The organism is Myxococcus stipitatus DSM 14675 (assembly GCF_000331735.1).
GTDB lineage: Bacteria > Myxococcota > Myxococcia > Myxococcales > Myxococcaceae > Myxococcus > Myxococcus stipitatus.
The window spans coordinates 8,161,616-8,175,937 of the sequence record NC_020126.1; the positions used below are offsets into that span (position 1 = coordinate 8,161,616).

Genomic DNA, 14,322 nt, shown 5'->3' on the forward strand with positions numbered 1-14,322 from the left:
GGTGTTCTCCGGGTTTCTCCAGGATTAAGACACAGGGCGTCGGACTCCGCGACGGCACGCGCCTCGCATGGGCTCAAAGCGTCGGGCCGCGCCGGAACGGAAGAAGGCCAGCGGGGAGGCCTCAGCCATTCTGACGCATGGTCCGTAGGGACTCCTTGTGAATCCGGGCCCGGTCGGTCCGGTCAACATGGCGGGGTGGGTGATGCTGGAGACGACGGGAACGACCGAGACGTACCGCCCCCGCGTGTTGGCGGTGGACGTGGAATCCGAGGGCATGGAGCGGCTGTGCTCCATCCTGGCCCCGGCGGGCTACGACGTGCTGCCCGCGCGTGGAGAGGAGGCGCGTCAAGCCGCGGACCTCGTGTTGTTGGACGTGAAGCAACCAGGGACGGACGGACTGGCGGCCTATCGCCGGCTCCAGGCGGAGCTGGGTGTGCCGTCGGTGCCCGTGCTGATGCTGACGCGCCGGGCGGACCGCCAGCTGCGCCGACAGGTGCTCGAGGCGGGCGTCGACGACGTGCTGACCACTGAGCCGCTTGATCCGCTGGAGCTCAAGGTCCGCGTGCACACGCTGCTGGAGCTCAAGGCCCACCGCGAGCGCGGGGGCGAGCGCGCCGAGGAGCTGCTGGACCCGCGCGCCCGCTGGGTGGAGATGGAGCGGCTGGCGCGGGTGGGCACGCTGGCGGCGGACGTGGCGCAGAACCTGGACCACATCAGCGCGGGCCTCCAGCAGGCGCTGGGGCACGTGCGCGAGCGCGCCAAGCAGGGCCTGCCGCCGGATGCGGAAGAGCTCAAGAAGCTGGGCGTGGCCGGGGAGCAGATGCGGCTGTACGGCCAGCACCTGCTGTCGCTGGGCCCCACCAACCCCAAGGACATCCAGCGCTTCGACCTGCGGGATCTGGTGCCCGGCGTGGTGGAGCGGATGCGCGACAACGGCCGGCTGGGCTCCGCCGAGGTGACGGTGCTCCTGCCGGAGGACCCCATCGCGGTGGTGTTCAACCGCCGCCAGCTGGAGCAGGTGGTGACGGAGCTGCTCGCCAACGCGGCGCAGGCGGTGGAGGACGTGAAGGACCGTCCGCACCGGATTCACGTCGGCGTGGAGATGCCGGACATGTTCGGGGACTTCGGCCCGCGCCTGTTCGTGAAGGACACGGGCATCGGCATCTTCGAGGACGAGCTGCAGGCCGTCTTCGAGCCGTACTACACGACCAAGCCGCCGGAGAAGGGCGCCGGACTGGGCCTCACCGTCGCTCGCGCCCTGGTGGAGTCCATGGGCGGCAAGCTGACGGTGCAGAGCCGGGTCAACCTGGGCAGCACCTTCACGGTGGAGCTGCCCGAGCAGACGTCCTCCTGGTAGCTAGAACCGGTAGGCGACGCCGAAGAGGGCCTCCATGGCGAACTCGCTGTCATCCCAGTCGGGGATGAGAGCGGGTCCCATGCGGAGGTTGAAGTTCACCGCCACGCGGCTGTCGATGAAGTACTCCAGTCCGCCTCCCACGAGGATGGGGATGACGGGACCGATGCCCTCCCCGAAGTAGACGTGGAAGGGCATGTCGATGCCCACGTTCACCATCAGCGCGCTGGTGACGGGGATGCCCACCACGAAGGCGACCGGCAGGGCCAGGCCCACGTCGGTGTCATGGTCGTTGAAGTAGAAGAAGGGGCCCGGCTGGAACGTGAGCGCGAAGGCCACGTTGTTCGCCTTCGCCAGCTCCAGCCGCAGCCAGCCCTGCAGCTTGATGCCAGGCGCGGTGTGGCGAACCCAGCCCTCGCGGCCCCAGTTGAAGCTGAACTTGCCGCCCACATCCAGGCGCTCCGAGCTCCCATGGAGCACGCCCAGCGTGAGGCCGGGCCAGCCAATCTGGCCGGAGAAGGCGGTGTTGCCACTGCCCAGCGTGTCGGCGGCGAGGATGGACCACCCCTGCCCCCGCGCGAGGGCGGAGCCAGGAAGGGCCAGCAAGCAGGCGAGGAGGATTCCAGGAACGAGGCGCTTCACACGTTTCCTTTCGACAGGGGCCCCGCGGACACAGGGCCAGGGTCTAAACGACATCCTGAAGAGTGAATCAGGACTCAGGTGGGTTGTCCGCGCTCACGAGCGAGCGCGATGAAGGCATCGATGAAGGCCGCCAGCCGGGTCTCCGCGCGCTCACGGGCGCGGGCCAGGGGCTCGCCTTGAGCGGGGGTCTCCTTCCGCTCGAAGTAGTATTTGATCTTCGGCTCGGTGCCGGACGGGCGGAGCGTCACGCGGCCACCGCCCTCCAGCTCGAGGGCCAGCACGTTGGATGGAGGCAGGCCCTGCACGCCGCGCTGGTAGTCCAGCACGGCCCGCACCGCCTCGCCGCCGATGTGCGAGGGCGGACGGGCGCGGAAGGCATCCATGATGCCGCGGATGGCCTGGGCACCCGCGGAGCCCGGCAGCGTGACGTTGCGCTGAGCGCCGACGTAGAGCCCGTGGCGGCGCTGAATCTCCTCCAGGTAGCCCAGCACGGTGGTGCCCCGCGATTCGCACCACGCGGCCAGGTCCGCCATGACGAGCGCCGCGCCGACGCCGTCCTTGTCCCGCGTCACGGTGCCAGCGGTGTAGCCCAGCGCCTCCTCGTAGCCGAAGACGAACTGGGTGCCCTCGGAGCGCTCGCGCTCCAGCGCGCGGTTGGCGATCCACTTGAAGCCCGTGAGCACCTCGTCGTACGCGGCGCCCAGCGAGCGGGCGATGTCCCCCAACTGCGTCGACGAGACGATGGTGGTGACGACGTGCGGACGCGCGCGCTGCGTGGACTGCGTCAGCAGGTAGTGGCCCAGGAGCACGCCCACCTCGTTGCCGGTGAGCATGCGCAGGCCGCCGCCCGACTCGCGCGCCATGACGGCCAGCCGGTCCGCGTCCGGGTCATTGGCGAGCACCAGGTCGGCCTTCACGCGCTCGGCGGTGGCGCGCGACAGGTCCATCGCACCGGGCTCCTCCGGGTTGGGGAAGCGCACGGTGGGGAAGCGCCCGTCCGGCATGTGCTGCTCGGCCACGGGCGTGAAGCGCGGGAAGCCGGCCTCGCGCAGGGCCCGCTCCGCCCAGACGCCGCCCACGCCGTGCATCGCGGTGTAGACGATGGACAACGTCTCGGAGCCCCGCTTGTACACGCGCAGCCCGAGGATGGCGCGCAGGTAGTCCTCGCCCAGCGCGTCAGGGATGTCCCGCCACAGCCCCTTCTCCTTCGCCTGCGCCACCGTCAGGAGCGGCACGCGGTTGGCGGCCTCCACCTTCGCGATGGCGGCGGCGATGCCCGTGTCGTGCGGCGGGATGATCTGGGCGCCGTTACCCCAGTAGACCTTGTAACCGTTGTACTCGGGTGGATTGTGGCTGGCCGTCACCATGATGGCCGCGGCGGCGCCCAGGTGGAGGCACGCGTAGGCGGTGAGCGGCGTGGGGACGGGCAGCGGGAAGACGTGGGCGGGGATGCCCTCGGCGGCGAGCACCGCGGCGGTGTCCTCCGCCAGCTCCGCGCTCAACCGGCGCGCATCCCGGCCCACCACCACTCCGCGCGTGGTGGCATCCGGCACGTGCTCTTTCAGGTAGCGCGCCAGCCCCGCGCTCGTGCGCCGCACGACGGCGCGGTTCATCCGGTTGGGCCCCGCGCCCAGCACGCCCCGAAGGCCCGCGGTGCCGAACTCCAGGTCTCCCGAGAAGCGGTCCGCCAGCTCCGCCATGTCGCCCTGGGCCAGCAGCCGGGCCAGCTCCTCGGCGGTCGCGGGGTCCGGGTCCGCCAGGCGCCACGCCTCCGCTCGCTCTCTCAGTCCGGTGTCGTTCATGGAGCTTCGAAGCCTCGTGCAATCTGGGGCGCTCGGGTGGCCCGAGCGCACGTGGTTTTCAGGTGTAGTCCGTGAGCTTGCGGCGCGTGGCGCGGCCCTTCGGCGCGTCCTTGCCACCCTGGCACGTCACGCACAGCTCCGCGTAGGGCATGGCCCGCAGCCGGCCGAGCGGAACCTCATCCCCGCACTCCTCGCAGTCGCCGAAGGAGTCCGGGTCATCGCGCAGCTTCGCCAGCGCCTTGAGGACGCGCGCCAGCACGCCCTCCTGGTTCCGGTTCCGGTTGGAGGCGATGGCCTGCATCATCTCGTTGAGGGGTTGCTCGTCCTCATCGCCGCCGATGCGCGCGTCATCGGTGCGGTTGGGTTCGATTCTCGCGGGCGCCTTCTCCGTCAGCTCGGAATGCAGCGCCAGGAGCAGCCCCTTGAGCTCGTCTCGCTGTTTGGCGTTCATGTCGGAGGGGCCCGTCAGTACTTCGCGGTGGAGACCTGGCCGGTGACGATGGCCACCGACGCGGACGCACCCAGGCGGTTGGCGCCCGCACGCACCATCTTCATCGCGTCCTCGGCGGAGCGGATGCCGCCGGACGCCTTCACGCCCACGTCCTCGCCCACCACCCGGCGCATCAGCGCCACGTCCTCCGCCGTCGCCCCGCCTCCGTTGAAGCCCGTGGACGTCTTCACGAACGCGGCGCCCGCGGCCTTCGACAGCACGCAGGCGATGACCTTCTCCTCGTCGTTGAGCTGCGACGTCTCCAGGATGACCTTCACCGGCACCGGGCCACACGCCTCCACCACGGCGGCGATGTCCCGGTGCACCAGCGCATAGTCCCGCGACTTGAGCGCGCCGATGTGGACGACCATGTCGATTTCACGCGCCCCGGCGGCGATGGCCTCGCGGGCCTCGAACGCCTTGGCCGACGACAGCGCCGCGCCCAGGGGGAAGCCCACCACGGCGATGGGCACGGTGGAGGAGCCCGCCAGCACCTGGGCCGCGGTGGCCACGTGCGAGCTGTTCACGCACACCGTCGCGAAGCCGTGCTGCCGGGCTTCCTCGGCCAGCTTCACCACGTCCTCGGCGCGAGCCTCGGGCTTGAGTAGCGTGTGGTCGATGTACGGCGCCAGGTCCGCGGCGGTGCGGAGGGAGGCCGGGTCCACGCGGCCCATCGAGGGACGTGGTGCGGGGGGAGTGGAGGCCGCTTCCCGGGCACCCTTCCACCCATGCAGGTGGCGGCGGGCCTGGTCGGCGATGTCCTCGACGAACTTGAAGAGGTCCTCGGAGTCGGACATGGCGCCCGAATAGCCCACTTCGCGGCCCTCGGGAAGCGCGCGAGCGACCCGTACGTTTCCCGCTCGCACCACAGGTGCCGAGGGTGGGACCGTGGCTGTAGAGTCCACCTGTGATGTTCCGCCTCCGGCTGTTCAGCCTCCTCGTCCTTCTGCTTGCCGCGCTGCCAGGCTTCGCCGCGAGCCCTCCCTCCCCCGCTCCCGTTGCGCTCGGGCAACCGCTCACGGTGCATTTCTTCGACGTGGGCCAAGGTGACGCGGCCCTCGTCATCTCCCCCACCGGCAAGACGGTGCTCATCGACGGGGGTCCCCCCGAGGCTCGGGAGCGGCTCACCGCTCGAATCAAGGAGCTGGTGAAGGGGCCGCTGGACATGCTCATCCTCACCCATCCGCACCTCGACCATCTGGGTGGGCTCATCTCGGCGGTGCGTGCCGTGGGCGCCCGGCGCTTCATGGACCCGGGCTTCAACCATCCCAGTGAGGCGTACCGGGACCTGCTCGACTTCGTGGGCGACAACGTCGGCCAGGTGATGACGCCCGAGCCGGGCCCCACCAGTGCGAACGGCATGCTCACCATCGGCCTGGGAGACGGTGTCGCCCTCACCGTGCTCTGGCCGCGCATGCCCAAGGAGCCCTTCCTCGTGGGCACGCGCTCGGACGCGAACTCCAACTCCATCGTCCTGCGGCTGACCTACGGGAAGACGGCGTTCCTGCTCGTCGGCGACGCGGAGCCGGACACGGAGGCCGCGCTGCTCCAGCGCTCGCTGAACCTCACGGCCACCGTGCTGAAGGTCGCCCATCACGGCGGCAAGCACTCCTCCACCGCCGCGTTCCTCGCGGCGTCGAAGCCGCAGGCCGCCGTCATCTCCGTGGGCGCGAAGAACGACTACGGACACCCCGCACCGGAGACCCTGGCGCGGCTGGCGGACGTCGGGGCCCATGTGCTGCGCACGGACCAGGAAGGTGAAGTGGTCGCCGCCAGCGATGGCCAGTCGGTCACGCTGAGGACCCATGCCGGCACGGGGGCGCTGCTGGTGCTCACCGGCAATGTGGACCCGAGCCCCGTGACGTCCTCACCCGCCACCGTCACCCCTGTCCGCCCGGGACGCCCCGGAGCCGCCGCGCCGCCGCCGCGGGGTGAGACAGGACGCGCGCCCAAGGCGTCCCCCGAGGACTCCGGCACGAGTCAGTACGTGGGGCTCAAGGGCAGCAAGGTGTTCCACCGTGAGACGTGCTCCACGCTGAAGCGTTCCAAGTCAGAACGTACGCTCTACCCGAACCGCGAAGCCGCCCTGCGCGAGCGTCGCCCCGCCGAGGATTGTCACCCATGAGCCCGCGCCTTCTCGCCCTGTTGGGGACCTTGTGGGTCCTGGGGGCCTGCCGGGATTCGAAGCCGGAAGCGGCCGCGCCGCCAGCCACCGAGGCCAAGCGCCTGTTCGGCGCCGCGCCGGATGGAAAGCTGCACGTCTACTTCTTCGATGTGGGCCAAGGCGACGCGGCCCTCATCGTCTCCCCCAAGGGGACCACGGTGCTGGTGGACTCCGGCCCGCAGAGCGCCGCCGCCCATCTGGTGAACCGCCTTCCGGAGCTGCTCGTCCGGCCGCTGGACCTGGTCATCCTCACGCACCCGCACGTGGACCACCACGGGGCGCTCGATGCCGTCCTGCGCCGGGTGGGCGCTCGCCAGCTCATGGAGCCCCAGGTTCCGGGGACGCCGCCCGCCTATGACCAGATGCTCACGGACATCAGCGCGCGCCAGATTCAGGTCGTCTCCCCCGCACCGCCCACCTCGACGCCCAACGCACCCCAGCGCATCAACCTGGGCGACGGGGTGTCGCTGACCATCCTCTGGCCCCGCGCCCCCGCCGAGCCCTTGCTGGACGCACCCGAGACGGCGCTCGAGGCCAACTCCATCGTCCTTCGCTTGTCGTACGGCGAGACGTCGGTGCTCTTCATGGGGGACGCGCTCGCGCAGACGGAGGAGTACCTGCTCGCGCGCGAGGTCCCGCTCAAGTCCACGCTGCTCAAGGTGGGGGCCCATGGCCTCCCTGGCGCCACCACCGCGCCCTTCCTCGCGCGAGTGGGGGCGCGTGCCGCCGTCATCTCCGCGGGCAAGGGCAACGCCTTTGGAGCGCCCGCCCCCGCCACGTTGGAGCGGATGAAGGCGGCCCACGTCCAGGTGTTCCGCACCGACGTGGACGGCGAGGTGCAGGTGGTCAGCGATGGCCAGTCGCTGGTCGTCTCGCCCCAGCGCCTGCCTCGTGGGACGCCCACGGACACGCACTACACGCACGCGGGCCAGGGCCCCACGCCGGAGCCGGACTTCTGGGCCGGCAAGCCCGCGCCCTCGAAGAAGGCGCCAGAGGAGCCCGCCGCGCCACCTCCCGAGGCGCCCGCACCCGCGCCCGCGCCTCCAGTGGCGGCCGCCAAGGAGAAGGAGAAGGGAGACACGAAGAAGTACACCGGGCCTTACGTGGCCAGCCGGAAGCGGCCGCTCTTCCACATCCCGAACTGCGATGGCGCGAAGAAGATCCACGCCGAGAACCTCATCACCTACAAGACGCGTGAAGAGGCCGCTCGCGAACGGCGCCCCGCCCAGGACTGCAACCCATGACGAAGCACACCCAGGCGCCGCAGCAGGCCACGCTCGACCGCATCGAGGACGACGTCGCGGTGCTCGTCGTGGACGGGCGCGAGGTGACGAAGCCTCTCGCTTCGCTCCCCTCGGGAGTCCGCGAGGGGGACGTGCTCGACCTGGAGACGTTGACGGTCAATCCCGAGGCCACCGAGATGCTGCGCGGGCAGGTCCGCGCTGCCCGGCAGCGGGCGAAGAAGGGGAAGACCCCGCCTCCTGGAGACTTCGACCTCTAGGTGCGCTGCCCTGGGTCCACGCTCAGGGCGAATTGCCCACGGTCAGCCTCGCCCCGAGCACAACGGAAGTGCTCAGGCTGGGGAGGACTCCGTGACTTCGCACTCCCGACAGCTCCCAGGGAGGTGAAACCAGGGACACTGTCCGCGAGCTACCGCGCGGAGCGCGCGATGGGAATCTCCATGCGCGCTCCCCTCGGTCCAGGCCCGAGACGTGCTGCCCACGGTCAGCCTCGCCCTGAGCACGACGGAAGTGCTCAGGCTGGAGAGGACTCGTGACTACGAGCTCCAGACAACCCCTGGGGAATGAACCCCAGGGGCACTGTCCACGAACTACCGCGCGGAGAGCGCGATGGGAATCTCCAGGTCGACGTCCTCGCCCTTGAAGCTGGAGAAGACCATCCCCTTCGCCTGGTCCCGGATGCAGGTGCCCACGGGGTTCGCGGCGGCGTTCAGGTCCTTGCGGCTGAACGTGGTGGCCTTCACCGCGCCGGACGTCCCCACTGTCGCGGTGAGCGTCACGTTGCCCCCCTTGAACGAAGGATTGCGGCGAAGCTCCTGCGCGACACAGTCGCGGAACGCGGCCTGCTTCTCATTGACCACGCGCTCCACTTCCTCGTCGGAGGGCCCACCCACCTCGTCCTCGCCAGCGGGCGCTTCCGCGCCTTCGCCCGCCTGAGGCGCGGCGGCCTGCTTCTCCGTGCCCTCGGCGGGAGCCGGCTTCTCCGTCTCACCCTCCGCCGCGGGCGCGGCCTTCTCTTCCGAAGGCGCGCCAGCCTCACCCTCTCCGGCAACGGGCTGCTTCGGCGCCGCGGGCTGCTCGTCGGGGGCGGGGGCGGGCGGAGGCTTCGCCGTGGGAACCGGCGCGGGCTTCCCAGCCATCTGGTCGCTCAGCGCGGCCATCCCCGCGCCCGAGAAGATGGAGCGCTCCACCACCTGGCCGGAGGCATCCAGCGCCTTCACGCGCAAGGGCATGATGCCCGTCGCATCCAGCGCGAACGCGGCGCCCAGGGGGACAACGATGAGCAGCAGGAGCACGAGGGCGACGACCTTCCCCTTCGAGCCTCCGCCACTCTTCGTGCTCACCTTCTTGCTCTTGCCACTCTTCGCCGCGTTGCGCGTCGAGGACGTCCGCGCCGGAGGAGCCTCGTCCTCCTCGTCATCACGCGCCGCCGCGAGCGGATCCTCCTGCGGCACACCATCGTCCGACTCCCCCTTCTCGGGCAGGTCCAGGTCGGAGAACAGCTCGTTCAACGGAGCCGCCGACGCCGCGGGCGCGCCACCTCGCCGCGACGAGGGCTGCGGCTGGTTCCGAGGGTCGGGCTCCCCGAAGTACGTCGTGTCCGGGTCCTCCTCGGGCACCCACTGGCGCTGGGCGGGAGCCTCGGGCTCCTCCTCCGGCGGCAGCTGGGGCTCGGGCTCCGGCTCGGGCGTGAAGCGCTGCTCGGGCTCCTGGTAGGACGGCTGCGGCTCCGGCTCGCGACGGGTCGGCGCGCTCTTCGCGGCACGCGCGGGAGGAGCCTCCGCCACGGGAGGAGGAGGCGGCGGTGGCTCCGGCGCGGCAACCGGGGCGAACAGCCCGGCCAGCTCCGGCACATCCGCGCCGCGCTTCCAGTCCGCCATGCCCTGCTGCCAGAAGAAGCTCCGGCCGCTGATGGTGCCCGTGGCCACGAGCTCTCGGAGCGCCCCTTCGTCCAGCGGGCCCTCCTGCTTGTTGCGCACCATCACGAACCACGGAGAGCCCGTGGCGCGCAGCGGTGCCGCACGTGTCGGCTCATCATCCCAGGGCGTCTGGAGCGCCGCGGGTGGGGCCTTGTCGAGGGCAGGCGAGGACGCCACCGGCGCGGGTGCGGCACTCGCGGCGGGCTCGGCCAAGGAGCGCTCTTGCGCTCTCAGCCGCTCCACGTCCGCGAGCGACACCACGCGGGTGCTTTCCTCTTCGGCGGGTCCTTCGACGGTGATGACGTTCTGGCAGTTCTTGCAACGGACCTTGACCGTTTTGCCGCGGACTTTTTCGTCCGCAATGGAGTACCGCTTCTGGCAATTGTCGCAGGTGAAGTTCAAGGGGAGCGTCCGGCTCGCTGAGGGGAGACGAGGTCCGGGATGCTACCGCTAGAATTCTCCGGCGCAAACCATCGGTTGACTCCGTCGTGCGGCCCAACTATGGAGCCGCCCTCTCCCACTGTCTTCTCTCGCCTTATTTCAGAAGGTGGCGAATGTCGGCGAAGGACCTCGGATCGAAATTCGTCTGCTTCAAGTGCCAGACGAAGTTCTACGACATGAAGAAGCCTGACCCGCTGTGCCCCAAGTGTGGCGCGGACCAGCGGGAAAGCCCTGCCCTCAAGCCTCAGCCCGAGGGCCGCCGCGGCCGTCTGGCCGCTCCCAAGGTCATCGAGCCTATCGAGCCCGAGGAGCCAGCACCGAGCAACGAGGAGGAAGAAGAAGACCTCGACTCGTTCGATGAGGACGAGAGCGCGGCTGCTGAGTCCGAAGAAGACGAAACCTAGTTCCTGCTGGGGTTCGCATGGACTCCCTGGCCAACGCCGGGAGTCCCGTGGCTTCGGGTGTCCTCACGAAGCCACACTTCACGGAGCGCCCCTTCGACTGGGGCGCCTCCAGACTTCCCTTACGACTGGTGTGTTCCGCTCAGGTCCCCGTCGACGCCGGAGTCAGCTCCGACAGCGCGCGGCGGATCTGCTCGTAGAGCCCAGGTCCCATCTCCTGCATCCCCACCGGGCGCACGCTCTTGCGAGACGCCTCGGGTCCATGGTGCGCCGGGTTCGTCAGAGCTGATCGCTTCTTGGCCTGTTGCATCATTCGGCCCCCCTCTCTTGTTGATACGCACCACTACCGTAACAATTTTTCCGTTGCAGCGGAAAACGAATCCAGTCGTCCACGTCTCAACTCCTAGAACGTGTAGCGAACAAATCCTTTGAGGGGATTCGGCGCGGCGGACTGGAGGGACGGGCTACTTGAGCTCGGAGACCGTCCAATCCTGTGTCACCTCGACGCGCTCTCCGGCCCGGACATTCACGGTCCGCTCCACTGGAGGGAGCCGCTCGTGCCAGAAGACGAGGGTATGGGTGCCTTCGGGGACCTCCATCCGGAAGCCTCCGTCGGCACGGGTGGTGGTGAAGTACCCATGGTCGAAGGTGCGCACCACGGCCCGCATCCATGGATGGATGTCGCAGTGGATGGGCAGCATGCCGGGCTGTGCGGGCAGCGGCCGGCGCGTGGTCATTCCATCCAGGGGCATGGCCACGTTGAAGTAGGAACGATTGGAGCCGGAGGCCGCGCGCACGTTGTGGACCAGGGGGTCCGAGTTGCGCAGCGTCAGCGTCGTCCCGGCGAGGGCGGCCAGGACGGGAGGCTCGTAGAGGCACTTCTTCTGGTCCAGCACCGGGTCGGCGGGGGGCGTCGCGGGGGGCGGGAGCCCGGCGCCGGACTTGAGGGACACCACCGTGTAGGCCAGGGCCCCTTCGGCGCCGACGACGAGGGTGCGGTCTTCCGCCTGCTCGCCACAGACGGAGACGACCGTGCCCGTGGTGGGCGACAAGGTAGGGGCTGGAGGGTTGCCCGCAAGGCGGACCTTCCCCTCGAGGGTGCCCCACTTCACGTCGGCCGGAGGGCGCGCGGCCGAGGGCGCCGGCGTGGCGGGGGCCGGGGGAGCGGGCGTCTCGCGACAGGCGGAAACGAGCGCGAGCAGGAGCAGCGGGCGGAAGAAAGGGGCGCGGAGCACGCGTCCCGTCTAACGGGTGCGTGAAGCTCTTTCAAATGGCGGATGACGGTCCGAGGGCTCGGGGGATGACTCCGGGTCCATTTGGGCGTTGGACCCCCATCATCCTTGTTGGTACAAGAGCGCGCGGCCGTACACGGTGCGGCTCTGTGGGAGGCAGCAACTTTGCGGGAGAAATTGAAGGCGCTGGCGGAGCTTCAGAATGTGGACCTGGAGGTCGCATCGCTCCGGAAGGCCGCGGATGTCCACCCCCGTCAGATTGCCGAGCTGGAGCGGGAGCTGGGTGTGGCTCGCAGCGCCATCGAGGCTGAGCGCGCGCGGGTCGCCGACAAAGAGCGGCAGAAGACGCAGCTCGAGCAGAACATCGTCGACGAGAAGGACAAGGTGAAGAAGTGGGAGGCGCGCCTGAGTGAACAGCGCTCCACCCGCGAGTACTCCGCCCTGGCCCGCGAAATCGATATCGCCAAGAAGGCCAACCTGACGATGGCCGAGGAACAGGTGGAGCTGACGAAACAGCTCGGCCAGGACCGCGAAGCCCTCAAGGGGAAGGAGGCCGACTTCTCGACGAAGCAGCAGGGCCTGTCCGCACGGATGGGTGAGCTGCGCGGGAAGCTGGGCGAGGCCGAGGCGCAGGTGAAGGCGCTCGAGGGTCGTCGCGCGGGTGTGGCGGGAAGCGTGGATGCCACGCTGCTGCGTCGCTACGACGTGGTGCGGAAGAAGAAGCTTCCCGCACTGGTCGGCGTGGTTGCGGGCACCTGCCAGGGCTGCAACATGAACGTGCCGCCGCAGCTCTACAACAACCTGCGCACGTCGCTCGGCACCGACATCTGCCCGTCCTGCAACCGCATCATCTACGCGGTGGAAGCACTCCAGGAAACTCCCGCGGCCGCGAAGTAGGCCGCCGCGATGCCCCCGCCGTCCATCGTCGACATCCTCCGTCACATCGCGCGCGAGGAGCCCCTTTCGTCGACGGTTCGCACCTTCCGCGGCTTGACGCGGGAGCGGCTGGGGCAGCTTCTCGACGAAGCCGCCACCCGTCTGGACCCCGCCTCGAAGGCCGAGGACCGGGCGGCGGCCGTCTCGCCCTCCTCCGCTGCCCCAGCGGAGCGCTCCTCTCCTTCCGAATCCCTGGGCCGGGTGCGCGTCTATTCAGACGGCGCCGCCCGGGGCAATCCCGGCCCCGCTGGCGCGGGCGCGGTGGTGACGGACGCCGAGGGCCAGGTGCTTGCCCGGCTGGGCCGCTTCCTGGGAACCCAGACGAACAACACCGCCGAGTACCAGGGCCTGCTCCTGGGACTGCGGCACGCGAAGTCGCTGGGGGCTCGCGAGGTGGACGTCTACGCGGACAGCGAGCTGCTCATCCGGCAGCTCGGCGGGCAGTACCAGGTGAAGAGCGCCACGCTGAAGCCGCTGTTCGACGAGGCGAGGAAGCTGCTCGCCGCCTTCGCCCGGGTGCGGCTGCACCACATCCCCCGCGCGAAGAACGGCGAGGCGGATGCGATGAGCAACCGCGCCATCGACGAACGCATGTAACCGGACGCGTCCGGCCTCCCTCCCCTGCTTCCGGCGTCCCCTGGAGTGGACCGACGTCCCGAGCCTGTTGTAAGGGGCAGGAGTCGGAGTGGCTCAGATGAACGCCGGCCACTGCAGTCATGGGTGGCGGGAGGAAAGTCCGGGCTCCATAGGGCAGGGTGCTGGCTAACGGCCAGTCGAGGCGACTCGCAGGAAAGTGCCACAGAAAACAGACCGCCCGTTCCGCAAGGGGCGGGTAAGGGTGAAACGGTGCGGTAAGAGCGCACCGCGCCCGGGGTGACTCGGGCGGCACGGTAAACCCCACCTGGAGCAAGAGCCAATAGGAGCGTGTCCCCGCCGTCCGGGGGACAAGGATTGCCCGTCCCATGCGCTCGGGTTGCTCGCTGATGAGGCCCCTGGGCAACCAGGGCCCTAGATGAATGTTCATCACCCATCCCGAAAGGGGTGGGGACAGAACTCGGCTTACGAGCCACTCCGACGCTTTTCCCTCATCCCCTCCCGGGCCCGCCGCGCATCACTGCGCCACGGGCACCTGTGCGAGCAGGATGCGGTTGCGGCCGTCATTGCGGACCTGGTCCGGATTGGTCAGCGCCAGACGCGAGTCCGTCCTCGGGTCCCACAGCCCCAGCCAGATGTTGAGCGCCTTCGGGCTCTCATTCGAGGGGATGTAGATGGAGAACTCGTCCTTCACCGTCTCCCCGGGCTTCCACTGGGACGTGGGCAACAGGCCGTTCGCCGGCTTGTGGTCCACGTTCATCCGCTCCATGCGCCCGCCCACGTCCTCGACGTGGACGAAGATGAGGTAGTCCTCCTCCAGGGTGTCCAACACCTTGAAGTAGACCGTGACGGTGGCCCGCTCACCGGGCGTCAGCCGTCCGGGCTGGACGGTGGCGGCGACCAGCTCCACCTTGCGACCCAGGTTGGCGCCGTTGCGCACGGACAGCGGGGGAATCTGGGTGACGGTGGCGGCGCGCCGCTGCTCGGGGCTCGTGCCCCCGGGGGCCTCGACGATGCAGGCACTGCCCAGCAGGAGGACCGACGAAAGCACGACGGTGGGGAGCTTGAAGCGCATGGCCCGCCGGTTCTACTCGGCCACGGGCGCT

15 protein-coding genes and 1 other RNA gene are annotated in these 14,322 nt (G+C 69.7%); 8 read left to right on the plus strand and 8 right to left on the minus strand.

Translation table 11 applies throughout. The annotated features are described in order from the left end of the window. The first annotated feature begins 202 nt into the window (after positions 1-202). Positions 203-1,357 (plus strand): sensor histidine kinase, encoded by a 1,155-nt coding sequence (locus MYSTI_RS31315; RefSeq protein ID WP_015351833.1) that lies wholly within the window; start codon positions 203-205, stop codon positions 1,355-1,357. Here the strand turns inward: MYSTI_RS31315 and MYSTI_RS31320 are convergent, their stop codons facing one another. The 4 genes from MYSTI_RS31320 to deoC form a co-directional block, all read right to left on the minus strand. Then, positions 1,358-1,996, minus strand: coding sequence for a hypothetical protein (locus MYSTI_RS31320; protein ID WP_015351834.1), 639 nt, complete (start codon positions 1,994-1,996; stop codon positions 1,358-1,360). 74 nt (positions 1,997-2,070) lie between these two features. After that, positions 2,071-3,798 (minus strand): phospho-sugar mutase, encoded by a 1,728-nt coding sequence (locus MYSTI_RS31325; RefSeq protein ID WP_015351835.1) that lies wholly within the window; start codon positions 3,796-3,798, stop codon positions 2,071-2,073. A 58-nt stretch (positions 3,799-3,856) separates the two neighbouring features. Then, entirely contained in the window at positions 3,857-4,249 is a 393-nt protein-coding gene (locus tag MYSTI_RS31330) for a TraR/DksA family transcriptional regulator (RefSeq protein ID WP_015351836.1), read from the minus strand. A 14-nt stretch (positions 4,250-4,263) separates the two neighbouring features. After that, positions 4,264-5,085 (minus strand): deoxyribose-phosphate aldolase, encoded by an 822-nt coding sequence (deoC, locus tag MYSTI_RS31335; protein ID WP_044900782.1) that lies wholly within the window; start codon positions 5,083-5,085, stop codon positions 4,264-4,266. Between the two features lie 113 nt (positions 5,086-5,198). Between deoC and MYSTI_RS31340 the strand changes: the two genes are divergently transcribed. From MYSTI_RS31340 to MYSTI_RS31350, 3 genes are read left to right on the plus strand one after another with little or no spacing between them, the layout of a single operon-like run. Further along, a complete protein-coding gene (locus MYSTI_RS31340; protein ID WP_015351838.1) occupies positions 5,199-6,413 on the plus strand; it encodes a ComEC/Rec2 family competence protein in 1,215 nt (404 codons plus the stop codon). Beyond that, positions 6,410-7,696: a ComEC/Rec2 family competence protein gene (locus MYSTI_RS31345; RefSeq protein ID WP_015351839.1), complete on the plus strand. Its 1,287-nt coding sequence runs from the start codon at positions 6,410-6,412 to the stop codon at positions 7,694-7,696. Before MYSTI_RS31340 ends, MYSTI_RS31345 begins: the two co-directional genes overlap by 4 nt. Further along, positions 7,693-7,953 (plus strand): DUF3006 domain-containing protein, encoded by a 261-nt coding sequence (locus MYSTI_RS31350; RefSeq protein ID WP_015351840.1) that lies wholly within the window; start codon positions 7,693-7,695, stop codon positions 7,951-7,953. Before MYSTI_RS31345 ends, MYSTI_RS31350 begins: the two co-directional genes overlap by 4 nt. Positions 7,954-8,283: 330 nt before the next feature. On the opposite strand, the gene MYSTI_RS31355 is transcribed toward MYSTI_RS31350, so the two are convergent. Further along, positions 8,284-10,014, minus strand: a complete 1,731-nt coding sequence (locus MYSTI_RS31355; RefSeq protein ID WP_015351841.1) for an AgmX/PglI C-terminal domain-containing protein — start codon at positions 10,012-10,014, stop codon at positions 8,284-8,286. Between the two features lie 152 nt (positions 10,015-10,166). Between MYSTI_RS31355 and MYSTI_RS31360 the strand changes: the two genes are divergently transcribed. Further along, positions 10,167-10,457 carry an FYDLN acid domain-containing protein gene (locus tag MYSTI_RS31360; RefSeq protein ID WP_015351842.1) on the plus strand — a complete coding sequence of 97 codons (291 nt, stop codon included), beginning with the start codon at positions 10,167-10,169 and terminating at the stop codon, positions 10,455-10,457. Between the two features lie 139 nt (positions 10,458-10,596). Here MYSTI_RS31360 and MYSTI_RS43970 read toward each other — a convergent pair whose 3' ends face one another. Further along, on the minus strand, positions 10,597-10,767 hold the full coding sequence (locus tag MYSTI_RS43970; RefSeq protein WP_015351843.1) for a hypothetical protein: 171 nt from the start codon (positions 10,765-10,767) through the stop codon (positions 10,597-10,599). Positions 10,768-10,918: 151 nt separating this feature from the next. After that, positions 10,919-11,689 (minus strand): cupredoxin domain-containing protein, encoded by a 771-nt coding sequence (locus MYSTI_RS31365; protein ID WP_015351844.1) that lies wholly within the window; start codon positions 11,687-11,689, stop codon positions 10,919-10,921. 162 nt (positions 11,690-11,851) lie between these two features. On the opposite strand from MYSTI_RS31365, the gene MYSTI_RS31370 reads away from it, so the two are divergent. From MYSTI_RS31370 to rnpB, 3 genes are all read left to right on the plus strand, one after another. Next, complete coding sequence (locus tag MYSTI_RS31370) at positions 11,852-12,583, plus strand: zinc ribbon domain-containing protein (RefSeq protein WP_015351845.1); 732 nt, start codon at positions 11,852-11,854, stop codon at positions 12,581-12,583. Positions 12,584-12,592: 9 nt separating this feature from the next. After that, a complete protein-coding gene (locus tag MYSTI_RS41125; RefSeq protein WP_015351846.1) occupies positions 12,593-13,219 on the plus strand; it encodes a ribonuclease HI family protein in 627 nt (208 codons plus the stop codon). An 85-nt stretch (positions 13,220-13,304) separates the two neighbouring features. Then, positions 13,305-13,699: RNase P RNA component class A (gene rnpB, locus MYSTI_RS41275), an RNA gene on the plus strand. 34 nt (positions 13,700-13,733) lie between these two features. Here rnpB and MYSTI_RS31380 read toward each other — a convergent pair. Further along, on the minus strand, positions 13,734-14,291 hold the full coding sequence (locus tag MYSTI_RS31380; RefSeq protein ID WP_015351847.1) for a hypothetical protein: 558 nt from the start codon (positions 14,289-14,291) through the stop codon (positions 13,734-13,736). Positions 14,292-14,322 lie beyond the last annotated feature (31 nt).

What these genes read in the sequence shown, in the direction of transcription:
- MYSTI_RS31315 (WP_015351833.1), top strand. Translation starts at nt 203, where the DNA reads ATGCTGGAGACGACGGGAACGACCGAGACGTACCGCCCCCGCGTGTTG.
- MYSTI_RS31325 (WP_015351835.1), bottom strand. Translation starts at nt 3,798, where the DNA reads ATGAACGACACCGGACTGAGAGAGCGAGCGGAGGCGTGGCGCCTGGCG.
- MYSTI_RS31330 (WP_015351836.1), bottom strand. Translation starts at nt 4,249, where the DNA reads ATGAACGCCAAACAGCGAGACGAGCTCAAGGGGCTGCTCCTGGCGCTG.
- deoC (WP_044900782.1), bottom strand. Translation starts at nt 5,085, where the DNA reads ATGTCCGACTCCGAGGACCTCTTCAAGTTCGTCGAGGACATCGCCGAC.
- MYSTI_RS31360 (WP_015351842.1), top strand. Translation starts at nt 10,167, where the DNA reads ATGTCGGCGAAGGACCTCGGATCGAAATTCGTCTGCTTCAAGTGCCAG.
- MYSTI_RS31345 (WP_015351839.1), top strand. Translation starts at nt 6,410, where the DNA reads ATGAGCCCGCGCCTTCTCGCCCTGTTGGGGACCTTGTGGGTCCTGGGG.
- MYSTI_RS43970 (WP_015351843.1), bottom strand. Translation starts at nt 10,767, where the DNA reads ATGATGCAACAGGCCAAGAAGCGATCAGCTCTGACGAACCCGGCGCAC.
- MYSTI_RS31340 (WP_015351838.1), top strand. Translation starts at nt 5,199, where the DNA reads ATGTTCCGCCTCCGGCTGTTCAGCCTCCTCGTCCTTCTGCTTGCCGCG.
- MYSTI_RS31350 (WP_015351840.1), top strand. Translation starts at nt 7,693, where the DNA reads ATGACGAAGCACACCCAGGCGCCGCAGCAGGCCACGCTCGACCGCATC.
- MYSTI_RS41125 (WP_015351846.1), top strand. Translation starts at nt 12,593, where the DNA reads ATGCCCCCGCCGTCCATCGTCGACATCCTCCGTCACATCGCGCGCGAG.
- MYSTI_RS31380 (WP_015351847.1), bottom strand. Translation starts at nt 14,291, where the DNA reads ATGCGCTTCAAGCTCCCCACCGTCGTGCTTTCGTCGGTCCTCCTGCTG.